Origin of the sequence: Streptomyces lushanensis (assembly GCF_001700515.1) — a bacterium.
GTDB classification, from domain to species: Bacteria; Actinomycetota; Actinomycetes; order Streptomycetales; family Streptomycetaceae; genus Streptomyces; species Streptomyces lushanensis.
In genome coordinates this window covers 1-22,106 of sequence record NZ_MAUD01000126.1, presented here as the reverse complement: position 1 = coordinate 22,106, position 22,106 = coordinate 1, and the positions used below count along the sequence as shown (strand labels likewise).

General features: G+C 70.4%; 18 protein-coding genes. 9 read left to right on the top strand and 9 right to left on the bottom strand.

Features of this window, described 5'->3' with window-relative positions:
* Positions 1-304 precede the first annotated feature (304 nt).
* Complete coding sequence (locus BFF77_RS11925; protein ID WP_281196387.1) at positions 305-712, bottom strand: ATP-binding protein; 408 nt, start codon at positions 710-712, stop codon at positions 305-307.
* A 244-nt stretch (positions 713-956) separates the two neighbouring features.
* On the opposite strand from BFF77_RS11925, the gene BFF77_RS33125 reads away from it, so the two are divergent.
* The 3 genes from BFF77_RS33125 to BFF77_RS37900 are packed head-to-tail and all read left to right on the top strand — an operon-like array spanning position 957 to position 3,514.
* Positions 957-2,357 carry a helix-turn-helix domain-containing protein gene (locus tag BFF77_RS33125; protein ID WP_079125055.1) on the top strand — a complete coding sequence of 467 codons (1,401 nt, stop codon included), beginning with the start codon at positions 957-959 and terminating at the stop codon, positions 2,355-2,357.
* 30 nt (positions 2,358-2,387) lie between these two features.
* On the top strand, positions 2,388-3,071 hold the full coding sequence (locus BFF77_RS37905) for a dihydrofolate reductase family protein (protein WP_066947531.1): 684 nt from the start codon (positions 2,388-2,390) through the stop codon (positions 3,069-3,071).
* Entirely contained in the window at positions 3,068-3,514 is a 447-nt protein-coding gene (locus BFF77_RS37900) for a cytidine/deoxycytidylate deaminase family protein (protein ID WP_066947528.1), read from the top strand. The genes BFF77_RS37905 and BFF77_RS37900 overlap by 4 nt, the downstream gene beginning before the upstream one ends.
* Before the next feature lie 145 nt (positions 3,515-3,659).
* Here BFF77_RS37900 and pyk read toward each other — a convergent pair whose 3' ends face one another.
* From pyk to pta, 3 genes are all read right to left on the bottom strand, one after another.
* Positions 3,660-5,090, bottom strand: coding sequence for a pyruvate kinase (gene pyk, locus BFF77_RS11905; RefSeq protein WP_066947525.1), 1,431 nt, complete (start codon positions 5,088-5,090; stop codon positions 3,660-3,662).
* A 101-nt stretch (positions 5,091-5,191) separates the two neighbouring features.
* The gene (locus BFF77_RS11900) at positions 5,192-6,481 is read right to left on the bottom strand and encodes an acetate kinase (protein WP_066947521.1); all 1,290 of its coding nucleotides are present in this window, start codon (positions 6,479-6,481) and stop codon (positions 5,192-5,194) included.
* Positions 6,482-6,631: 150 nt separating this feature from the next.
* Positions 6,632-8,797, bottom strand: a complete 2,166-nt coding sequence (pta, locus tag BFF77_RS11895; RefSeq protein ID WP_066947518.1) for a phosphate acetyltransferase — start codon at positions 8,795-8,797, stop codon at positions 6,632-6,634.
* A gap of 425 nt (positions 8,798-9,222) precedes the next feature.
* Between pta and BFF77_RS11890 the strand changes: the two genes are divergently transcribed.
* A complete protein-coding gene (locus BFF77_RS11890) occupies positions 9,223-10,248 on the top strand; it encodes an ATP-dependent 6-phosphofructokinase (protein ID WP_066947516.1) in 1,026 nt (341 codons plus the stop codon).
* Positions 10,249-10,312: 64 nt separating this feature from the next.
* On the opposite strand, the gene BFF77_RS11885 is transcribed toward BFF77_RS11890, so the two are convergent.
* Complete coding sequence (locus BFF77_RS11885) at positions 10,313-11,023, bottom strand: response regulator (protein ID WP_066947514.1); 711 nt, start codon at positions 11,021-11,023, stop codon at positions 10,313-10,315.
* Positions 11,020-12,903 carry a sensor histidine kinase gene (locus BFF77_RS11880; protein ID WP_079125054.1) on the bottom strand — a complete coding sequence of 628 codons (1,884 nt, stop codon included), beginning with the start codon at positions 12,901-12,903 and terminating at the stop codon, positions 11,020-11,022. The genes BFF77_RS11885 and BFF77_RS11880 overlap by 4 nt, the downstream gene beginning before the upstream one ends.
* Positions 12,904-13,039: 136 nt before the next feature.
* On the opposite strand from BFF77_RS11880, the gene BFF77_RS11875 reads away from it, so the two are divergent.
* Both BFF77_RS11875 and BFF77_RS11870 read left to right on the top strand, forming a co-directional pair.
* Positions 13,040-14,395 carry a cation:dicarboxylate symporter family transporter gene (locus BFF77_RS11875; protein WP_066947512.1) on the top strand — a complete coding sequence of 452 codons (1,356 nt, stop codon included), beginning with the start codon at positions 13,040-13,042 and terminating at the stop codon, positions 14,393-14,395.
* Between the two features lie 330 nt (positions 14,396-14,725).
* Positions 14,726-16,027: a glucarate dehydratase family protein gene (locus tag BFF77_RS11870; RefSeq protein ID WP_066947509.1), complete on the top strand. Its 1,302-nt coding sequence runs from the start codon at positions 14,726-14,728 to the stop codon at positions 16,025-16,027.
* 63 nt (positions 16,028-16,090) lie between these two features.
* On the opposite strand, the gene BFF77_RS11865 is transcribed toward BFF77_RS11870, so the two are convergent.
* Both BFF77_RS11865 and BFF77_RS11860 read right to left on the bottom strand, forming a co-directional pair.
* Positions 16,091-17,296: a cytochrome P450 gene (locus tag BFF77_RS11865; protein WP_066947507.1), complete on the bottom strand. Its 1,206-nt coding sequence runs from the start codon at positions 17,294-17,296 to the stop codon at positions 16,091-16,093.
* 212 nt (positions 17,297-17,508) lie between these two features.
* The gene (locus BFF77_RS11860) at positions 17,509-18,432 is read right to left on the bottom strand and encodes an NmrA family NAD(P)-binding protein (protein ID WP_066947504.1); all 924 of its coding nucleotides are present in this window, start codon (positions 18,430-18,432) and stop codon (positions 17,509-17,511) included.
* Positions 18,433-18,533: 101 nt separating this feature from the next.
* On the opposite strand from BFF77_RS11860, the gene BFF77_RS11855 reads away from it, so the two are divergent.
* Both BFF77_RS11855 and BFF77_RS34415 read left to right on the top strand, forming a co-directional pair.
* Positions 18,534-19,100, top strand: a complete 567-nt coding sequence (locus BFF77_RS11855) for a TetR/AcrR family transcriptional regulator (protein ID WP_066947501.1) — start codon at positions 18,534-18,536, stop codon at positions 19,098-19,100.
* Between the two features lie 210 nt (positions 19,101-19,310).
* Positions 19,311-19,799 (top strand): hypothetical protein, encoded by a 489-nt coding sequence (locus BFF77_RS34415; RefSeq protein WP_141698418.1) that lies wholly within the window; start codon positions 19,311-19,313, stop codon positions 19,797-19,799.
* Between the two features lie 130 nt (positions 19,800-19,929).
* Here the strand turns inward: BFF77_RS34415 and BFF77_RS11845 are convergent, their stop codons facing one another.
* The gene (locus BFF77_RS11845; RefSeq protein ID WP_066947596.1) at positions 19,930-21,411 is read right to left on the bottom strand and encodes a glycoside hydrolase family 16 protein; all 1,482 of its coding nucleotides are present in this window, start codon (positions 21,409-21,411) and stop codon (positions 19,930-19,932) included.
* Positions 21,412-21,659: 248 nt separating this feature from the next.
* Between BFF77_RS11845 and BFF77_RS11840 the strand changes: the two genes are divergently transcribed.
* A partial coding sequence (locus tag BFF77_RS11840; RefSeq protein WP_107422145.1) for a MerR family transcriptional regulator occupies positions 21,660-22,106 on the top strand: 447 nt, incomplete at its 3' end.

Sequence of the window (22,106 nt, the reverse complement as noted above, 5' to 3'; positions counted from 1 at the left end):
GGCGGTCGGCGGGCAGTCCCGTCCGCTGGACGGGACTGCCCTGTTCAGCGCTGTGTCCTTAGCTGCGACCGCAGCCGTCGCCGTCGCCGCAGCCGCCGGCAGGGGTGTCGTCGTCCCCGCCGCTACTGCCGCTGTCGTCCTCTCCGCCGTACTTGACCAGGTCGATCCGCTGTCGCATGGTGACCTCTGTGCTGTACCGGCACTCGGTCCGTCCGGGCGCTGGATGGTGCGGTGCTGGGCCCTTGTGGCCCGACCCGTTCCGGTCGGCTGTTCCTTCGCCGGGAGTCCGGCTGGAACGGGGGTTTCAGATACCGCCCACGGGTGGAGACGAGCGGCCCGGACCGGTCAGGGTGAGACGGGCCCATACGGTCTTGCCGCCGTCCGCGCGGCGGTGGTGGCCGAAGTCTTCGGCGAGTGTGGCCACCAGATTGAGACCACGGCCGTGTTCGTCGTCCAAGGACGGGGACGTGATCCAGGGAGCGGTTGTCAGTGGGTCGGCCACCTCGATGAGGCAGTGCCGGCGGGTGACCGCGAGTGTGATGCCGAAGCGTTCGCCCGGGACATGCGCGTGCTCAATCGCGTTGGTGACGAGTTCGCTGGAGATGAGCACGGCCGCAGCCGTGTCGTCCTCGGCGCATCCCCACCCCGTCATGGCACGCACGACCTGTTTTCGGACGAGTGACACGCACCGTGCGTAGGGGGTGAAGTCCATCTGCCAGGTCAGCGCGAGTGGTTGTTCCGATAGCGGCATTGCTCCCCCTGGGCGGGAGCGAGCGCTCCCGGCAAGGTGTGGGTCAGATGGGTCAGGTCAGGGAAACCCCGGTATCCGCCGCTCGTTGCGGTGTGTACTGGGTACGGAACGTCGTGGAACCATTCAGCCCCTCGGCGGTACCCGCCGTGAAGTCCGGCATGTGGACGGCAGCGGGTGTCCACATCGCAGGCCGAAGGGGGATCGCATGCCGCAGCCGCCCAGGCAGTTGGAGCCGGGCCGGTCCAATCGGGACTGGTTCGGCGCGGAGTTGCGCCACTGGCGTGGGCAACGCGGTCTGACGCAAGACCAGTTAGGCGCATTGGTGCATGTCAGCGGTGATCTCATCGCGAAGATCGAGAAGGCTGCCCGGGCCTGTACACCCGGACTGGCCGAGGCCCTGGACGCGGCGCTGGAGACTGGCGGAGTGCTGGGCCGTGCTCTGGTACGGGTGCTGGCCGAAGCGGACAATCGCACGGCTGATGTGGACAGTGCGGCCGGTACCGGTCGACACGACGGCTCGCAGCTGCCCGATGAGGCCATGCTGGGCCCGGCAGACGGCAACGAAGTCCGTGTGCCCTGCCGCACCGCCGAGGGGAGGATCGTCATCGTGACGATGCCGCGCCGCGCGCTGCTGCGTGAGCGCTTCGCAGGGGCCGCGTTCCTTGCCGCAGGCGCCCCTTCCGGACCTACGCCCCACAGCACCGCGTTCGTCCCGGACAACCACCCCGTCCAGCATTTGCGACAACTCCGAAGGACGCTGGTTGAGTGCGACAACCTGCTCGGCCCCAGGCTTGTGATCGAGACCGTCGGTGACCACATCGGGCTCATTCAACGGCTCCGTGCCGAAGCCTCGGGCGCGGACCGCCGGGCGTTGCTTCAGGTACAGGCCGAGTACGCGGAGTTCTGTGGCTGGCTGCATCAGGACGCAGGTGACCACCAGGCTGCCCGTCACTGGTCCGATCGTGCACTGGACTGGGCTCACGCGACGGGTGAAGCGGAGCTGGTTACGTATGTCATGGTCCGCAAGGCACAGCTGGCTGGCGACATGCGTGATCCGACCGAGGCGGTGGACCTGGCGGAAGCCGCTCAGCACCTGGCGCCTCGGCACAGCCGCCTACAGGCGATGGGAGCCATCTACCGGGCACACGGTCATGCGCTTCAAGGTGACAGCACCGCGTGTCAGCGAGCGTACGACACTGCCCTCAAGCTGGTCAGCGACCTGAACGACGACACGCCCCGCCGAAGAGGCGGTTGGCTGAACGCGACCTATGTCCAGGCCCAGCATGCCCACTCGATGTCCGTACTCGGTCACCACAGCGTCGCTGCCGAGGGCTTTGCCCAGGTCATCCGTGCGATCCCGCCGACATATCGGCGGGATCGCGGCGTATACCTTTCCCGTGCGAGTGTCGCTCACGCGCGCTCGGGCGATCCTCGGCAAGCTGCCGTCGTTGGCCTGCGTGCCTTGCCCATCGCTGCAGAGACCGGCTCGGCGCGCATCCTCAGCGAGCTGTCCACGCTCGACATGGACCTGCAGCGCTGGCATACGGTTCCCGAGGTGATCGAATTCCGGGACGCCTTCGACGGAATCGTCGCCCACTACGCTTGACCGCGTTTCAGGAAGGAATGCACCCCACTCATGACCGAGCGTCCCTACGTTCTGCTCAGCGTCGCCGCGTCCATCGACGGCTATATCGATGACGCCTCTGCCCAGCGCCTGCTGCTCTCCAGCGCCGAGGACTTCGACCGCGTCGACCAGGTCCGTGCGGAGTCGGACGCCATCCTCGTCGGAGGCAACACCCTCCGCCGGGACAACCCTCGCCTCCTGGTGAACAGCCCGGACCGCCGTGCGGACCGCGTCGCCGCCGGGAAGCCGGAGTATCCGCTGAAGGTGACCGTCACTGCCAGCGGTGACCTCAGTCGAGAACTGAAGTTCTGGCACCACGGTGGCAGGAAGGCTGTCTACACCACGGATACGGTGGCCCCGAAGCTCCGTGATTCTCTCGACGGCCTGGCCGACGTCGTCAGCACCGGGTCGGCGGTGGACTTCGGAGCCCTGCTCGACGATCTCGCCGTCCGGGGCGTGCGGCGGCTCATGGTGGAGGGCGGTGGCACCATCCACACCCAGTTCCTCGCCCAAGGGCTGGCTGACGAGGTCCATCTGGCCATAGCACCCCTGCTGGTCGGTCAGTCGGACGCGCCGCGCTTTCTGGGTCCCGCCGAGTACCCGGGCGGCTCGACCCGCCGTATGGCGCTGCTGGAAACCCGTGCCGTCGGCGATGTCGTCCTTCTGCGCTACGCACCCAAGGAGTTCACCCCGTGACCGACGACCGCGGGTGGCTGGCCCTCGCCGTCGAGATCTCCAGGCAGTGCCCGCCCACCCAGGCGGCGTTCAATGTCGGCGCCGTCATCGTCGGTGCCGACGGCGAAGAGATCAGTCGTGGTTACAGCCGTGAGACTGACGCACATGTGCACGCCGAGGAGTCCGCGCTCGCCAAGCTGCCGCCCGGCGATCCCCGGCTGACCGGCGCGACTCTCTACAGTTCCCTGGAACCCTGTTCCGAGCGCCGGTCCCGGCCCCTTACGTGTACGAGGCTCATCCTCCACGCCTCAATTCCGCGCGTCGTCATCGCCTGGCGTGAGCCCGATCTGTTCGTCACCGGATGCCGGGGTGTCGAACTGCTCACACAGTCGGGTGTCGAGGTCGTGGAGATCCCTGAACTGGCGGATGCCGCGCGTGCCGTCAACGCGCACCTGACGCTGTAGCGGGGCTCGGACGCGCCGCACCGCGCGGTTCGGGCATGGACGCCGTACGGCCCGGGCCTGCGCCGTGGGTGCAGCAGAACGGCCCGCCGGGAGTCGGCGGGCCGGGTGGGTGCGGGGTGGGGGCGCGCGTCGGCCGCGCGGTGCGTCAGGCGTCGGGGGAGCCGCCCAGGTGGTGGACCCGGACCATGTTCGTGGTGCCGGGGACACCGGGAGGCGAGCCCGCGGTGATGATCATGGCGTCGCCCTCGTTGTAGCGCTGGAGCTTGAGGACCTCCTCGTCGACCAGGTCGACCATCTCGTCCGTGCTGCTCACCCACGGCACGATGAAGGACTCCACGCCCCAGCTCAGGGTGAGCTGGTTGCGCGTCGACTCGTCCGTCGTGAAGGCCAGGATCGGCTGGGCGGCGCGGTAGCGGGAGAGACGGCGGGCCGTGTCGCCGGACTGGGTGAAGGCGATCAGGGCCTTGCCGCCCAGGAAGTCCGCGATCTCGCAGGCCGCGCGGGCGACCGAACCGCCCTGCGTACGCGGCTTCTTGCCCGGGACCAGCGGCTGGAGGCCCTTGGAGAGCAGTTCCTGCTCGGCGGCGACCACGATCTTCGACATCGTCTTGACCGTCTCGACCGGGTACGCGCCCACCGAGGACTCGGCGGAGAGCATGACCGCGTCCGCGCCGTCCAGGATCGCGTTGGCGACGTCGGACGCCTCGGCGCGCGTGGGGCGGGAGTTGGTGATCATCGACTCCATCATCTGGGTCGCCACGATCACCGGCTTGGCGTTGCGGCGGCAGAGCTCGATGAGCCGCTTCTGCACCAGCGGGACCTTTTCGAGCGGGTACTCGACGGCCAGGTCACCACGGGCCACCATGATCGCGTCGAACGCCGCGACCACGGCGTCCATGTTGGCGACCGCCTGCGGCTTCTCGACCTTGGCGATGATCGGGACCCGGCGGCCCTCCTCGTCCATGATCTTGTGGACGTCCACCACGTCCTGCGCGTCCCGGACGAACGAGAGCGCGATCATGTCGCATCCCATCCGCAGCCCGAAGCGCAGATCCTCGATGTCCTTCTCGGAGAGCGCGGGGACGTTCACCGCCGCGCCCGGCAGGTTGATGCCCTTGTGGTCGGAGATCACTCCGCCCTCGATGACGATGGACCTGACCTCGGGGCCCACGACCTCGATCACCCGGAGCTCGACGTTGCCGTCGTTGATCAGGATCTGGTCGCCCTTGGAGACATCCCCGGGCAGACCCTTGTAGGTGGTGCCGCAGATGGACTTGTCGCCCGCGACATCCTCGGTGGTGATGGTGAACTCGTCACCGCGGACCAGCTCGACCGGTCCCTCGGCGAAGGTCTCCAGCCGGATCTTGGGTCCCTGGAGGTCGACGAGCACACCCACGGCACGGCCGGTGTCCTCCGACGCCTTCCGGACGCGGTTGTACCGCTCCTCGTGCTCCGGGTGGCTTCCGTGACTCATATTCAGACGGGCCACATTCATTCCGGCCTCGATGAGCGACTTCAGCTGCTCGTACGAGTCGACGGCGGGGCCCAGTGTGCAGACGATTTTGGAACGGCGCATAAGGCGGATCCTATCGGTTTGTTTCCCTGCGGAATATTCCGGCTGGTGGAAAGTACAAATGGGCGGCAGGCCGCTCAGTCGATAGCCGCCCGCCGGGCGATTCACATCGGGTTACATCTGCTCACATGCGGAGCGACCGCCGCTCGAACGATTGCCGTCCGGTCCTCGCCGACCAGTGCGAAAGTCTGCCGAGCGATCTCCAGTTCCTCGTCCGTCGGGACGACGGCCACCGCCGTCCGCGCCCCGTCCGGTGAGATGATCCGCGGCTCCCCGGAACGTACGGCGTTGCGCTCCGCGTCCACAGCCAGGCCGAACACCTCCAGACCCGACACGGCGGCTTCCCGTACCTCCGCCGCGTTCTCCCCGACGCCCGCCGTGAAGGCCACCGCGTCCACCCGGCCGAGGACCGCGCTGTAAGCACCGATGTACTTCTTCAGCCGGTGGATGTAAATGCCGAACGCGAGCCGGGCCCGCTCGTCGCCGGCGTCGATACGCCGGCGGATCTCCCGCATATCGTTGTCCCCGCAGAGGCCGACCAGACCGCTTTTCTTGTTGAGAAGTTCATCGATCTCGTCGACGGACATTCCGGCCACGCGCGTCAGGTGGAACGTGACCGCCGGATCGATGTCACCGGAACGTGTACCCATCACGAGCCCTTCCAAGGGCGTCAGCCCCATCGAGGTGTCCACGCACCGGCCGCCCGCCACGGCCGACGCCGAGGCGCCGTTGCCGAGGTGCAGCACGATCACATTCACCTCCGACGGATCCTTGCCGAGCAACTCGGCGGTCCTGCGGGAGACATACGCGTGCGAGGTGCCGTGGAAGCCGTAGCGGCGGATACGGTGCGCGTCGGCCGTCGCCGTGTCGATGGCGTAGCGGGCCGCGTGCTCCGGCATCGTCGTGTGGAACGCGGTGTCGAAGACGGCGACCTGCGGAAGGTCGGGGCGCAGCGCCCGCGCCGTACGGATCCCGGTGAGGTTCGCCGGGTTGTGCAGCGGCGCCAGGGGCACCAGCCGCTCGATCTCCGCCAGTACGCCGTCGTCGACGACGGCCGGCTCGCTGAACCTCAGCCCTCCGTGGACGACCCGGTGGCCGACCGCCGCCAGTTCGGGGGAGTCGAGCCCGAGTCCGTCGTGGGCCAGTTCGTCCGCGACGGCCTCCAGCGCCTCGGCGTGGTCGGCGATCCTGCCCGTACGTTCACGCCGGCCCTCGTCGGCGTACGGCGACGCGGTGTGCACCAGTCCGGAGGTCTTCTCGCCGATCCGCTCGACCAGGCCGGCCGCGAGCCGGGAGTCGTCCCGCATGTCCAGGAGCTGGTACTTCAGCGACGAGGAACCGGAGTTGAGGACAAGGACGCGGGTGGCCTGCTCGGCCTGGGGATACGGACTCACGGGCTGTCGGCCTTCGGTAGGAGGGAAGAGGGGAAGGGGCTGGGAAGGCAGGGGAACAGGGGGGATGGGGGGATCGGGGGATCGCGGAACAGGAGGATCGCGGGATGGGGGCAGTGGACCGAGGAGCGGGCACGGGAGAGGCGTACCCGCTCACGCGGGCTCGCCCCGCTCGCCCCGTGAGGCCGGTGTGTCCTGTGCGCCGTTCGCGCTCTGCGCCTGGATCGCCGTGATCGCCACCGTGTTGACGATGTCCTGCACCAGCGCGCCGCGCGAGAGGTCGTTGACCGGCTTGCGCAGCCCCTGGAGCACCGGGCCCACGGCCACCGCGCCCGCCGAGCGCTGCACCGCCTTGTACGTGTTGTTGCCCGTGTTGAGATCGGGGAAGATCAGCACCGTCGCCCGGCCCGCCACCTCCGACTCCGGCAGCTTGGTCGCCGCGACGGACGGCTCGACCGCCGCGTCGTACTGGATCGGCCCCTCGATCAGCAGATCCGGACGGGCCGCGCGCACCAGCTTCGTCGCCTCGCGCACCTTGTCGACATCCGCTCCTGAGCCCGAGGTGCCGGTGGAGTACGAGAGCATCGCGATACGCGGCTCGACACCGAACCGGGCGGCCGTGGCCGCCGACTGGATCGCGATGTCGGCGAGCTGCTCCGCGTCCGGGTCCGGATTGACGGCGCAGTCGCCGTACACCAGCACCTTGTCGGCGAGGCACATGAAGAAGACCGACGAGACGATCGACGCATCCCCGCGAGCTCCCTGAGCACCCTGAGCTCCTTGGCCGTCCTGAGCCCGGCGGGTCTTGATGATCTCGAAGGCCGGCCGGATCGTCGCCGCCGTGGAGTGCACCGCCCCCGACACCATGCCGTCGGCCAGCCCTTCCCCCACCATCAGCGTGCCGAAGTAGTTCGGGTCCGCCACGACGTCGTGGGCCAGCTCCACCGTCACACCCTTGTGGGCGCGCAGCTCCGCGTACCGCTCGGCGAAGCGCTGCCGCAGCTCCGAGCCGTTCGGATCGATGAGCCGGGTGGCGCCGAGATCGATACCGAGGTCGGCCGCCTTCTTCCGGATCAGACCGGTGTCACCGAGGAGCGTCAGCTCGCACACGTCGCGGCGCAGCAGTACGTCGGCGGCGCGCAGGACACGGTCCTCCGCGCCCTCCGGCAGGACCACCCGGCTGCGGTGGGCACGGGCCTGCTCCAGCAGCTCGTGCTCGAACATCATCGGTGTCACCCGGCCGCTGCGGGCCACCGAGAGCCGGCCCAGCAGAGCCGAGGTGTCCACATGGCGCTCGAACAGGCCGAGCGCGGTCTCCGCCTTGCGTGGTGTGTCGGCGTTCAACTTCCCTTCCAGGCCGAAGAGTTCGGCCGCCGTGGGAAAGGAACGGCCCGGCACCGAGATCACCGGGGTGCCGGGCGCGAGCCGTGCGGCCAGAGTCAGTACGGAGTCGTCCGGCCGTTCGTCGAGGGTGAGCAGCACTCCCGCTATCGGGGGCGTACCGGCCGAGTGCGCGGCGAGCGCGCCCACCACCAGATCGGCGCGGTCACCGGGCGTGACCACCATGCAGCCAGGGGTCAGCGCGCGCAGGAAGTTCGGCAGCATCGCCCCGCCGAAGACGAAGTCCAGCGCGTCCCTGGCCAGCCCCGCGTCGTCACCGAGCAGCACCGTGCCGCCCAGGGCCTGGGTGATCTGGGCGACGGTCGGCGCGGCGAGCGCCGGTTCGTCCGGCAGTACGTAACAGGGCACCGGCAGCCGCGCGGCCGACCCCTCCGCGATCTCCGCCCGGTCCTCGGCGGCGACCCGGTTGACGACCATGGCCAGCACATCGCAGCCGAGGACCTCGTAGGCGCGGTGGGCGTTGCGCGCCTCGGCCCGTACGGACTCGGCGTTCTGGCCCTTGCCGCCCACCACCGGGATCACGGACGCGCCGAACTCGTTGGCGAGCCGGGCGTTGAGCGACAGCTCGTCGGGGAGCTGCGTGGCCGAGAAGTCCGTGCCCAGGACGAGGACGACCTCGTACTCCCGCGCCACCCGGTGGAAGCGGTCGACCAGCCGCGAGACCAGCTCGTCGGTGCCCCGCTCGGCCTGGAGCGCGGACGCCTCGTGGTAGTCGAGCCCGTAGACGGTCGCCGGATCCTGGGACAGCCGGTACCGGGCCCGCAGCAGCTCGAAGAGCCGGTCGGGACCGTCGTGGACCAGTGGCCGGAAGACTCCCACCCGGTCCACCTGGCGGGTCAGCAGCTCCATGACGCCCAGCTCCACGACCTGACGGCCGTCCCCTCGGTCGATCCCGGTCACGTACACGCTGCGTGTCACGCGCTCTCCCGTTCCTGCTCGTCCCTGCCGGTGTGTGCCGTGCCTGCTGGTGCCTGGCCCTGCTCGTGTGATGAACAGCTCGTTCCCGCCGGTGTTCCCGTGGGGGTGGCGACGCCTTCTTGACAATACCTCCGGGGATGGTTAGGCAGCCGGGGCGTTCAGAGGCATACCGGCAGGTGTACGGGCAGGCGCGCAGGGGGGCGCGCGACGGGGCGTACAGGGAGGTGTACGGGCGTGCACGGCGTGGTGTACGAACCGTTCGCCGGCGCGGTCGACCGCACCGCCGACAGCGGTACCACCCGGCGCGTGACGCCGGTCACCCGTGGGAGGATCGAATCGGAACAGGCTCACCCGTGGAGGACAGTGGATCCGGTAGCCCTGTCCTCCGGAGAAGTACGGCACTAGCGAGCAGGAGACACAGCACGATGCGTATCGGAGTTCTCACCGCAGGCGGCGACTGTCCCGGCCTGAACGCAGTGATCCGTTCGGTCGTGCACCGGGCCCTGACCGGATACGGCGACGAGGTCATCGGATTCGAGGACGGCTTCAAGGGACTGCTCGACGGCCACTTCCGCCCGCTCGACCTCAACGCGGTCAGCGGCATCCTGGCCCGCGGCGGCACGATCCTGGGCTCGGCCAGGCTGGAGCGCGGCCGGCTGCGCGAAGCCGCCGAGAACTGCGCCGAGTTGGCCCAGCGCTACGGCATCGACGCGCTCATTCCCATCGGCGGCGAGGGCACACTGACGGCGGCCCGGCTGCTCTCGGACGCCGGGATGCCCGTCGTCGGTGTCCCCAAGACCATCGACAACGACATCTACTCCACCGACCGCACCTTCGGTTTCGACACCGCCGTCACCGTCGCCACCGAGGCGATCGACCGGCTCAAGACCACCGCCGAGTCCCATCAGCGGGTGATGGTCGTGGAGGTCATGGGACGGCACGCGGGCTGGATCGCGCTGGAGTCCGGGATGGCGGGCGGCGCGCACGGCATCTGCCTGCCCGAGCGGCCCTTCGAGGTCGACAGCCTGGTGAAGATGGTCGAGGCGAGGTTCTCGCGCGGGAAGAAGTTCGCGGTGATCTGTGTCGCCGAGGGCGCGCACCCGGCCGAGGGCTCGATGGAGTACGGCAAGGGCGAGATCGACCAGTTCGGCCATGAGCGTTTCCAGGGCATCGGCAACCGGCTCGCGGCGGAGCTGGAGCGCCGGATGGGCAAGGAGGCCAGGCCGGTGATCCTGGGCCATGTCCAGCGCGGCGGCACACCGACGGCGTACGACAGGGTGCTCGCGACCCGGTTCGGCTGGCACGCGGTGGAGGCCGTGCACCGCGGCGAGTTCGGAGGCATGACGGCGCTGAAGGGGACGGCGGTGGAGATGGTGCCGCTGGCGGAGGCCGTGACGCAGCTCAAGACGGTCCCGGAGAACCGGATGTTCGAGGCGGAGAGCGTCTTCTAGTCTTCTCCGTCGCGTCCGTCGCGTCTGCGGCGTCCGCTGAGGGCGGCCCGGGGCGTCTCCGGGCTCAGTGGGACGCGGGGAGCCAGCGGTACTGCAACTCCGGGCGCCCGACCTGCCCGTACTGCGGACTGCGCACCGCGCGCCCGTTGGTGACGAGATGTTCGAGATAGCGGCGCGCGGTGATCCGTGAGATCCCGACCCTGACGCCCGCCTCGGCGGCGGTCAGCCCGGTGGGCGACTCGCGGAGCGTACGGGTCACCGACTCCAGCGTCGGCGAGCTCAGCCCTTTGGGCAGCGAGGACGGCTGCGGCGCCCGCAGCGCGCCGAGTGCCCGGTCCACCTCCTCCTGGCCGCTGGCCTCTCCGGCCGCCGCCCGGAACTCCGCGTAACGGGTGAGGCGGTCACGCAGGGTGGCGAAGGTGAACGGCTTCAGGACGTACTGGACGACACCGAGCGAGACGCCCTCCCGTACCACCGCGAGATCGCGCGCCGACGTCACGGCGATGACATCCGCGTGGTGTCCGGCGGCCCGCAGCGCGCGCAGGAGCTGGAGGCCGTGGCCGTCGGGCAGGTAGAGGTCGAGCAGGATCAGATCGATGTCCGTGCGCTCCAGCAGCCGGGCGGCCTCGGCGCGCGAGTGGGCGAGGCCGGCGACCGTGAAGCCGCTCACGCGGGCGACATAGAGCTGATGCGCGTCCGCGGCGACCGGATCGTCCTCGACCACCAGCACCCGGATCGGCCCGCGCGCCGCGGGACCAGCCGCCCCGGGGCTCACCGGACCGCCTCCGTGCCGGCGGATGGCGGGGAGTCCCCACGGGGAGCCGGGACCGCGTCCGTACGAGGAGCCGGGACGGCCGTCATGCCGGCGGGCGGCGCGGCTCCGGCCTGCGGCGACCGCGCCGTGTCCGCACCGGCGGACGACGGTACGGCTCCCGCGCCCGTACCGGCCGACGAGGCCGCCGCATCCGCGCCCGCGCCGTTCGGTGGCGGCACCACCGCGCCCGTACCGGCCGACGCGCTCGGCCGCTTCCCCAGCGGCAGCCGTACGGTGAACTCCGCGCCGCCCTCCGCGCCCCGGGCCAGCTCCACCGTTCCCCGCGCGCGGTGCACGGCCTGCCGTACCAGCGCCAGACCGAGTCCGCGCCCAGGACCACGTGTCGACCAGCCGCGCCGGAACACCTCCTCCATGTCCCCGGGATCGACGCCCTCGCCCGTGTCCCGTACGCCGAGCAGCAGTTCACCGCCGTCGGCGCCGCTCCCGCCCTCGGCGCCGTTCCCGCCGGCGGCACTGCCACCGCCGGTGACCAGCGCCGTCACCGTCACCCGCGCGCCCTCGCCGCCCTGTGCCGCGTCCACGGCGTTGTCGATCAGATTGCCCAGGATCGTCACCAGATCGCGGGGCGCGAGCGCCGTGGGCAGGACGCCGTCGTCGATACGGCTGTCCTCCGCGAGCACCAGCTCCACCCCGCGTTCGTTCGCCTGGGCCGCCTTCCCCAGCAGCAGCGCCGCCAGCACCGGCTCGCCGACCGCGCCCACCACCCGGTCGGTGAGCGCCTGGGCCAGCTCCAGCTCCGCCGTGGCGAACTCCACCGCCTGCTCCACCCGGTCCAGTTCGATCAGCGAGACGACGGTGTGCAGCCGGTTCGCGGCCTCGTGCGCCTGTGAGCGCAGCGCCTGGGTGAATCCGCGCTCCGAGTCCAGCTCTCCGGACAGCGCCTGGAGTTCGGTGTGGTCACGCAAGGTGATGACCGTACCGCGCCGCTCTCCGCCCACCACCGGCTGGGTGTTGACCACCACGATCCGGTCGGCCGTCATATGCACCTCGTCCACCCGCGGCCCGGAGGCGAGCAGCGCGCCGGTGAGCGGCGCGGGCAGCCCCAGCTCGGTGACCGGGCGGCCCACGGCGGAGTCGTCGAGGCCGAGCAACTCCCGGCCGGCGTCGTTCATCAGGGCGATCCTGCGCCTGCCGTCGAGCATCAGCAATCCCTCGCGCACGGCGTGCAGCGCGGCCTGGTGGTAGTCGTGCATCCGGCTCAGCTCGGCCGCGTTCATCCCGTGGGTGTGCCTGCGCAGCCGGGCGTTGATGACATAGGTGCCGAGACCGCCGAGCGCCAGTGCCGCGCCCGCCGCCAGCGCCAGCACCTTGACCTGGCGCGTCACCTCGGACGAGATCCGGTCCACGGTGATGCCGACGCTCACCAGCCCGGTGATCCGCCCGTTGTCCCGCACCGGTGTGACGGCCCGGATCGAGGGGCCGAGCGTGCCGGTGTAGGTCTCGGTGAACGTCTCGCCGCGCAGCGCCGGAGCCGTACGTCCCAGGAAGGGCATACCGATCTGTGCCGGATCCGGATGGGTCCAGCGGATGCCCTTCGGGTTCATGATCGTGATGAAGTCGATCCCGGTGTCGTGCCGCACCCGTTCCGCGTACGGCTGGAGCAGGGCCGTCGGATCGGGCGTACGGATCGCCTCCCGTACAGAGGGCGAATCGGCCAGCGCGTACGCCGTGGCCAGAACCTGCTTGCGTGCGGTCTCGTCCGTGTGGGCACGACCTGTGACGTACGCGAACAGCACGCACCCCGCCACGACCGCCGCGACCAGCACCACCTGCATGGCGAAGAGCTGCGTGGCGAGGCTGCGCGGACGGGGCAGATGCATGGGGCAAGTCTGCATTGCCGCATTCACATGAACGAAATGAACGTAACCGTGACCGGGGTCACAGGCTGATGGATAGTCGCCGGGACCCCTCGGACAGGGACGGGGGAATCGCACGGATACGAGTCAAGGAGGACCCGTGGCCGCACGTCGGGACCGCACCCATTATCTGTACATAGCGGTGATCGCCGCCGTCGCACTCGGCATTCTGGTGGGCTTCGCGGCTCCTGGTGTGGCCGTCGAGCTGAAGCCGATCGGTACCGGCTTCGTCAATCTCATCAAGATGATGATCTCGCCCGTGATCTTCTGCACGATCGTGCTGGGCGTCGGATCGGTCAGGAAGGCCGCGAAGGTCGGTGCCGTCGGCGGACTCGCCCTCGGCTACTTCATGGTGATGTCGACCGTCGCGCTGGCCATCGGCCTGATCGTCGGCAACATCCTGGAGCCCGGCTCCGGTCTGCACCTCACCGAGGCCACCCGTGGCGCGGGCGCCGCCCAGGCGGAGGGCGCGAGCGAGTCCACCGCGGACTTCCTGCTCGGCATCATCCCGACGACGATGGTCTCGGCCTTCACCGAGGGCAAGGTCCTCCAGACGCTGCTGGTCGCGCTGCTGGCGGGCTTCGCGCTCCAGGCGATGGGCTCGGCGGGCGAACCGGTGCTGCGGGGCATCGGGCACATCCAGCGGCTGGTCTTCCGGATGCTCGCGATGATCATGTGGGCGGCTCCGGTCGGCGCGTTCGGCGCGATCGCGGCGGTGGTCGGCGAGACGGGTGTCGACGCGCTGAAGTCGCTGGCGATCATCATGGTCGGCTTCTACATCACCTGTGCGATCTTCGTCTTCGTCATCCTGGGCCTGCTGCTGAGGCTGATCGCGGGGGTGAACATTCTCTCGCTGCTGAAGTATCTCGGCCGTGAGTTCCTGCTGATCCTGTCGACGTCCTCCTCGGAGTCGGCGCTGCCGCGGCTCATCGCGAAGATGGAGCACCTGGGCATCAGCAAGCCCGTCGTCGGTATCACCGTGCCGACCGGCTACTCGTTCAACCTGGACGGTACGGCCATCTATCTGACGATGGCCTCGCTCTTCATCGCCGAGGGCATGGGCGATCCGCTCTCGATCGGGGAGCAGATCTCGCTCCTGCTGTTCATGATCATCGCGTCCAAGGGCGCGGCGGGCGTCACCGGCGCGGGCCTGGCCACCCTGGCGGGCGGTCTCCAGTCCCACCGGCCCGAACTGGTCGACGGCGTGGGCCTGATCGTCGGTATCGACCGCTTCATGAGCGAGGCCCGCGCGCTGACGAACTTCGCGGGGAACGCGGTGGCGACGGTCCTGGTCGGTACGTGGACGAAGGAGATCGACAAGGAGCGGGTGGACGAGGTCCTGGCGGGCCGGATCCCGTTCGACGAGAAGACGCTGCTGGACGACGGGCACGGAGAGGTTCCGGCGCCGGCGCCCGAAACCGGGGCGGTGGCGGAGAAGAAGACGGCGGCGGTCTGACCGCGGCCCCGGCGACGACCTCGGCCGAGGCCCCCTCCCCCAACCTCGGCCTTCCCCAGGACCGGCCCGCACGGAACCCCTCCCGTCCGGGCCGGTCCTCATTCCCCGCCTGACGGCGGGGCACATCCGGCCCGTCCGGCGTTTGAGGACGGAACGGCCGGCCCCGGTGCCGGGTCTCCGGACGGCACGGCCGCCCGGGTGCGGGCGAAATCCAGCCCGTCCGGCGATTGAGGACGGAACCGCCCGCCCCCAGGCCGCATTGACGGCGGGTGTTCACATCCGTAGCCTGCATCTCCGTACGTGGATGGAATCCGCGGAGGGAGACGCTCCATGGCCGGTCCGACCATCGCCGAGGTCAGGCTCACGCCGATCCTCGTGACCGATCCGCCGCTGCTCAACACCCAGGGCGTGCACCAGCCCTACACCCCGCGGCTGATCGTGGAGGTGGTCACCGCCGACGGCGTGACGGGGATCGGTGAGACGTACGGGGACACGAGGTACCTGGAGCTGGCACGGCCGTTGGCGGAGCGGCTGCCCGGACTCCGGGTCACCGATCTCAACGGGCTGTTCGCGCTGGCCGGTCAGGTGGCCGTCGACGCCTCCCGGGTGGACGACTCCGTCGACGTCGGCGGGCTTCGGGGTGTGCAGACCGCCGACAAGCTGCGGCTCTCGGTCGTCTCCGCCTTCGAGGTGGCGTGCCTGGACGCGTGGGGCAGGACGGCCGGTATCCCCGTGCACGGGCTGCTCGGCGGCAAGGTCCGCGACCGTGTCGAATACAGCGCGTACCTCTTCTACCGCTGGGCCGGGCATCCGAACGGCGCCGGCGGGACCGACGACTGGGGCGCCGCCGTGGATCCGGCCGGTGTGGTGGCTCAGGCCGAACGCTTCGCCCGCGACTACGGGTTCACCTCGTTCAAGCTCAAGGGCGGTGTGTACGAACCGGCCGAGGAGATCGCCGCCGTACGCGCCCTGGCCGAGCGCTTCCCCGGCCGGCCACTGCGGCTGGACCCCAATGGCGCCTGGTCCGTGGAGACTTCGCTCAAGGTCGCCGACGAGCTGCGTGACGTCCTCGAATATCTGGAGGATCCCACCAGCGGCACACGGAACATGGCCGAGGTCGCCGCCCGCGCCCGGGTCCCGCTCGCCACCAACATGTGTGTCACCACGTTCGCCGAGATCCGCGAGGCGTTCACCACGGGTGCGGTCCAGGTGGTGCTGAGCGACCACCACTACTGGGGCGGACTGCGCAACACCCGCGAACTCGCCGCGATCTGCCGCACCTTCGGCGTCGGCATGTCCATGCACTCCAACACCCATCTCGGGATCAGCCTGGCCGCGATGACCCATGTCGCCGCCACCGTCCCCAATCTCGACTACGCCTGCGACAGCCACTATCCGTGGCAGACCGAGGACGTCGTCACGGACGAGTCGAAGGAGCGGCTCACCTTCACCGACGGCCGCCTCGACGTCCCGGACGCTCCCGGACTCGGTGTCGAACTCGACCGCGACCGCCTCGCCGTACTGCACCGGCGGTGGCTGGACGACGACGGCGGCCTGCGCGACCGCGACGACGCGGCGGCGATGCGGGTGGCCCACCCGCAGTGGACGACGCCGGCGGTTCCGCGCTGGTGACCTCCCGGCGTGAGGGTGGGAGCGGGGCTCATGGCGCTGTGCGGGGCCCGTCCGTGTCCGCCTCTACCACGCCACCGGCAGCGCGACGGGGAACCGCCGGATCGTCTCCGTGTCCCAGCGCACCTCCTCGACCGGCACCGCCAGCCGCAGCCGTGGAAAGCGGTTCACCAGGCCGCCGATCGCCGCCTCCAGCTCCACCATCGCCAACGGCGCGGCGATGCACCGGTGTCCGCCCCAGCCGAAGGTCATGTGCGGGGTCGGCGTACGGTCCGGGTCGATGACGTCCGGGTCCGTGAAGCGCTTCGGATCGCGGTTCGCGGTCAGGTACGAGACATGGACGAAGTCGCCCGCCCGGATCGTCACACCCTCGATCTCCACGTCCTCGGTGGCGATCCGCGGGATGCCGACGCCCTTGCGGAACGGGATGAAGCGGAGCAGTTCGTCCAGGACCCGTGTCAGCTCCTCGGGCCGGCTCCGTACCTGCTCCATCAGATCGGGCCGGTTCAGCAGGATGTACGCGATATTGCTGATCTCGCAGGTCGCGGTGTCGTGCCCGCTCAGCATGAGCGTCAGCGCCATGACGGCCAGATCCTGGTCGTCGAAGGCGTCGTCGCCCTCCTTCGCGGCGGCCAGGGTGCTGATCAGATCGTCACCGGGACTGCGCCGCCGCTCGGTGACGAGCCCGCCGAAGTACTCGCGCAGAGCCGACTTCGCGTGCGCCGCGGCCTGCTGGGTCTCCGGACCGGTGGAGAGCAACTGGTGCGCGTACTCCTGCATGCCGGGCCGGTCCTCGGGCGCGATGCCCAGCAGCTCGCAGATGGTGTGCTGGGGGAGCCGGTCCGAGAGATGGCTCACCAGATCGGCGGGCGAACCGTGCTCGGCCATCTCGTCGAGCAGCCCGGCGGCGATGCCCTCGACCGCCGGTCGCATCCGGTCCACATGCCGCTTGGTGAACGCCTGCGAGGCCAGCTTGCGCAGCCGGGTGCTCCGGGGCGGATCGATGACATTGATCGACTCGGGCGAGACGATCGGCTCCGGCGTCAGCCGCGGATAGTTCCGGCCGGTGATCGCCGCCCGGCTGAACCGGTGATCGGTGGTCACCTGCCGCACCCCCTCGAACCCCGTGACCAGCCACGCGTCCGCGTCACCGTAGGGCAGCCGGATCCGGGTCACCGGATTCCTGGACATGAGCTCCGTGAGCAGGGGATCGAATTCCAGGCCTTCGCTGAAGTCGAACGGACAGGTGGTTGTTTCGCCGATTTCGGTCATCGCCTACTCCAGGACGGGCACGTTCGTTAGGAACGGCGCGGTTGTCAGCAATGCATAATTACCTCCCCTATTTCGCGTATATGCCCCGCACGCGGCAAATGGGTAATCGGCCACCCTTTGGAGTGCCCGTCCCCTCCGCCGTCTCTGCCGGATCCCTTCCGGCCGTACGACCGGCCGACCCGCGGGCCGGCCGGCGGGCGCCGGGCGCCGGGTCAGGCCGTGGCCCGCATGTGCTCCCGTGCCCATTCCTCGAAGCTGGTGAGGGGGATGCCGAGGTCTCTCGCGTACTCGGGGCGGGCCGGCTGGCCGACCACGTTCATCCACTCGTGCGAGGCGCCCATCCCCGGCATGCCCGCGGCGAGAGCCTCCTCCACGGTCATGTCCGGCGCGGACAGCGGGGTGCCCAGCGCGCGGGAGAGGACCTCGGCGATCTCCGCCATCGACAGGTAGTCGCTCGCCAGCTCCAGCTCGATCCCGCCGAACCGCTCCGGCGCGGTGAGGGCCGCCGCGGCGGCCCTGCCGATGTCCTCCACCGCCGCGAGGGAGAGCCGGGTGGCGGGTTTCAGGACGGACACGATGCCGCCCTCGATCCCGCGCGGGAAGAGGAACGCCATGGACGGCAGGAAGTTCTCCATGAAGAAGCCCGGCTTGATGAGTGTCCAGTGGGCGAAGCCGGCCGCGCGGACCCGGTCCTGGATCGCGGTCTTGGCGCCGAGGGTGGGTTCCATCGACGCCCAGCGGCCCTCGGCCCAGCCGGGAGCCTCGGTGCGCCGGTCGGCGCCGGAGACGGACGTGTGCACGAACTGCGGTACTCCGGCGGCCTTCGCGCCCTCGACGAGGTTGACGCCCTGGGCGGTCTCGCCGGCGAAGTCGAAGCCGTCCTCGGTCATGCCCGGCATCTGTACGGAGAAGACGGCGCGGGCGCCCTCGGCGGCCCGGATCACGGACTCGCGGTCGCGGAGGTCGCCGGTGACCAGTTCGGCGCCGAGCGCCTCGACGGCCCTGGCGCGGCCGGTGGCCGGGTCGCGGACCAGGGCGCGGACGGGAACGCCCGCCGCGAGCAGGGCGCGGGCGGTGGCGCCGCCCTGTCTGCCGGTGGCGCCGGTGACCAGGACGGGTGCGGAATCGGTGGACATGATGCTCCTCGGGGTGCCCTCGGTAAACGGCGGGGCCCGCCGTTTCTCTGCACGATACAATACGGCGGGGCCCGCCATTTAATGGAACCGGAGGTGGCGCCATGCCCGCCCAGCAGCGCGCGGACGCCAGGCGCAACTACGCGCGCATCCTCGCCGTGGCCGAGGAGGAGGTCGCCGCACGCGGCGTCAACGCCTCCCTGGAGCAGATCGCCCGCACCGCGGGGGTCGGTTCGGCGACCGTGCGCCGCCACTTCCCCACCCGCCGCGCACTGCTGGAGGCGGTCTCCCGGAACCGGATCGAGGCCCTGTGCGTCCGCGCCCGCGACCTGGCGGGCGCGGACGACAGCCGGAGCGCGCTGCTGGACTGGCTGGGTGACGTGGTCGCCTACTCCGCCTCCGCCCGAGGGCTGGCGCCCGTACTGGCTCCCGAGGGCGCCGGGCCCGGCTCGGAGCAGGTGAACTCCTGCTCGGCGTTGCTGGAGGCGGCGGCGGCCCCGCTGCTCCGCCGCGCCGCGCGGGACGGCGCGGTGGCGACGAGCGTCACCTTCGCCGATCTGATCACCCTGATCGTCGGTATCGCCCTGGCCACGGAGCATCAGCCCGATCCCGCAGGCGAGGCGGACCGGCTGTTCCGGCTGGCCGTGGCGGGACTGAGTCCCGGGGGCTGAACAGGGCGCGCGGCGGGGCCGCCGCCGCGCCACGGGAGCGGTGGCCGTCCGGTGACAGTTCCCGCACGTGACTGGCACGCGCTGCCGCAACCCACGTCTCGGACGAGACCGTCCTTGAGGTTGTCCCCGGGGTCCGGGGCCGACCATGTGGGGGTTTACATGTATAGGACGAACCGCGGAAGCACGCGCACCCGTGACAACCGTACGGCCGTGAGGCGTTCATCTCTGGCAGCGGTCTGTCTGGTGGTCCTGGTGCCGGCGCTGGCCGCGTGCGGCTCGGACACGAGCACGCGGTCCCCCGACGACCGCTCTTCCGGCGCATCGGCCACCAAGGAAGCCGGTGCCGCGGCGCCGGCCGAGAAGGTCGACGCGTGCGCGCTGCTCAAGCCCGCGGAGATCACGCCGGTCATCGGCGAGAACGACGGCGGTCGGCCTGATTCCGGGGTGGGGGAGAGCGTGTGTCTGTGGGAGAACCCCGACACCTACCACTCCGTCACGTTGAGCATCGGCTCACCCGGCACGGCCGCCCCGGACCAGTCGGCCTCCGGCACCGACGGGATCAGCTTCGGCTCCGGCAACGCGGCCGACTTCGCGGTGGGCGACCGGGCCTGCACGCTCCAGGTCGTCACGAGCGTCACGGACGAGTCCGACCGCCCGGCCATGGCCGAGCTCATCGGTCTCGTCCGCACGCGGGTCTGACAGGACGCGTGCCGGGACCGGGACCGGCTCGTACGGAGACGTCCGTACGAGCCGGTCGAGCCCGTCCGCCGGCCGGACCCGTGCGCCGGTCGAATCCGTCCGCCGGTCCGGCCGGCCGGTGGGCCCGGGATCAGCCGAACGGGATCCGGATCACCGACTGGTTGCCGATGCCGAGTGTGCTGGTGCCGTTGCCGATGGCGTTCCAGACCTCGATACGGACCTTGCCGTTGACCAGGTCGCCGTGGGTGCCGGTACTCGACTTGAGCCCGCTCGCCTGCGTGTAGTGCTCGTAGCCGGGGACCGGATCGGTCGCGAAGTACGGATATGTCTCCGTACGGTCCCAGGTGCCGTCGCCCGTGCGGTCGTAACTCACCCTGATCTGCTGCCCGTTGCCGACCGTCGCGCCCGAGTCCACGAAGAGGTCGAACTGCGTCTGGCCGCCGTTGTACGTCCGGGTGATTCCGCCGGAGGTGAAGACCTGCGGATTGTGCGGTGTGCCGTCGTGGTTGGCGCCGCCCGCCGTGGCGAGAGTGGCCGTGGTGGCCGAGCCGGTGGAGTCGCCGAGGCCCGCGCCCGCGCGCGCGTACAGCGTCGAGGAGCCCGAAGGCGGGGGATCGGTCGGCGGGTCGGTGGGCGGGTCCGTCGGCGTCGAGCCGCCGCCACGGGTCCAGACGGCCACGTAGTCGACCAGCATGGGACGGCCGGGAACGGTCGCCGCCGTCGGCGTCGGTCCGCCGAGCGCGTCCGGGAAGGCGCCGCCGATCGCCACGTTGAGCAGCAGGAAGTACCCGGCGTGGTCGGTCATATCGGCCCAGGTGCCCGCGTCGACCCGGTCCTGCCGCACGGAGTGGAAGAGCTGGTCGTCCACGTACCAGCGCAGCTCGTTGGGCGCGACCGAGCGGTCCCACTCGAAGCGGTAGGTGTGGAAGGCGGACTGGCAACTGGCGCCGGGGCACGCGCGGTTGGCGCCGAGACCGGTGGTCTCGTTGCAGGGACCGCCCGGACTGACACCGCAGTGCAGCACGCCCCAGACGGAATTGATCCCGTTGACGTTCTCCATGATGTCGAACTCGCCGGTGCCCGGCCAGTTCCAGTAGTTGCCGCGGTACGGCGAGCCGAGTGCCCAGAAGGCGGGCCAGTAGCCGAGCGCGGCGGTTCCGGTGACGTTCGGCATCTGGATACGGCCCTCGATACGGAGGGTGCCGCCCGCCGGGGCCTTGAAGTCGGCGCGGCGGGTCTCGATCCGGGCCGAGGTCCAGTTGCCCCCGCCGTCCCTGAGCGGGGTGATACGGAGATTGCCCCCGCCGTCGAGGCTCAGATTGTCCGGGTTCGCGGTGTAGTTCTGTATCTCGCCCGTGCCCCAGTTGCCGGGCCCGCCGGGATAGCCGTGACCGGTGTCGATCTGCCAGTTGGCGGCGGAGGGCAAGGTGCCGCCGGCGCCGTTGAAGTCGTCACTCCACTGAAGGTTCCAGCCGGGAGCGGGCGGGATGGCGCCCTGCGCGCTGCCCGCGCCCGTCAGCCCGATGAAGCCCGCCAGCGCGACGGCCAGGGCGAGGGCCGCGGCGAGGAAGGGGGTGCGGGGGGTGTGCCGGGTACGGGGTGTGCGTCTGATGCGGCTCGTTCTCAAGGAAACGCCTCCGGTGAGGATGGTGCCGAGGAGGATCCGGTCCGGGAGGATCCGGTCCACCGACCGGATCGGCGGACCGCCGATCGATCTGAGAGCGCTCTCAGTACGTCTTTTACGACGTGCCGGGTGAGCCGTCAATGGGCCCGGCCCGTCCGTCTCCTGAAGGCGGCGGCCCGCCTCCGGGGAACCGGCTCCTTGCCTTGACGTCGGCGTCAAGGATTACGGTCGAGGACATGAGAATCGGCGAGCTGGCGGAGCGGGCCGGGACCACCGCCCGGACTCTGCGGTACTACGAGTCCCGCGGGCTCCTGCCCGCACGGCGCGCGGTGAACGGGTACCGCACGTACGACGAGAGCGATCTGCGGCTCCTCCGGCAGATCCGGACCCTCCAGGACTTCGGGTTCGAGCTGGAGGAGACCCGGCCGTTCGTCGAGTGTCTGCGCGCCGGGCACCCGGCCGGCGACGTCTGCCCCGCCTCGCTCGCCGTGTACCGCCGCAAGCTCACGGAGCTGGACGCGCTGATCGACCAGCTCCGGTCGGTCCGCTCCCAGGTCGGCGCGCAGCTCGCACAGGCCGAGACCGCGCGAGCGGCGGCCCCTGTGCCCCGGTGCGAGCTGACGGCGCCCGCCCAGCAGGACCCCGCCCAGCAGGACCCCGCCCAGCAGGACCCCTGTCCCTTA

Bases quoted from the DNA above. Each gene is read 5' to 3' on its own strand.
- BFF77_RS11855 (WP_066947501.1), top strand. From the start codon at position 18,534: ATGCCCGCCCAGCAGCGCGCGGACGCCAGGCGCAACTACGCGCGCATC.
- BFF77_RS33125 (WP_079125055.1), top strand. From the start codon at position 957: ATGCCGCAGCCGCCCAGGCAGTTGGAGCCGGGCCGGTCCAATCGGGAC.
- BFF77_RS11865 (WP_066947507.1), bottom strand. From the start codon at position 17,296: ATGACCGAAATCGGCGAAACAACCACCTGTCCGTTCGACTTCAGCGAA.
- BFF77_RS11870 (WP_066947509.1), top strand. From the start codon at position 14,726: ATGGCCGGTCCGACCATCGCCGAGGTCAGGCTCACGCCGATCCTCGTG.
- BFF77_RS11860 (WP_066947504.1), bottom strand. From the start codon at position 18,432: ATGTCCACCGATTCCGCACCCGTCCTGGTCACCGGCGCCACCGGCAGA.
- BFF77_RS11925 (WP_281196387.1), bottom strand. From the start codon at position 712: ATGGACTTCACCCCCTACGCACGGTGCGTGTCACTCGTCCGAAAACAG.
- BFF77_RS37905 (WP_066947531.1), top strand. From the start codon at position 2,388: ATGACCGAGCGTCCCTACGTTCTGCTCAGCGTCGCCGCGTCCATCGAC.
- pyk (WP_066947525.1), bottom strand. From the start codon at position 5,090: ATGCGCCGTTCCAAAATCGTCTGCACACTGGGCCCCGCCGTCGACTCG.
- BFF77_RS11880 (WP_079125054.1), bottom strand. From the start codon at position 12,903: ATGCATCTGCCCCGTCCGCGCAGCCTCGCCACGCAGCTCTTCGCCATG.
- BFF77_RS11890 (WP_066947516.1), top strand. From the start codon at position 9,223: ATGCGTATCGGAGTTCTCACCGCAGGCGGCGACTGTCCCGGCCTGAAC.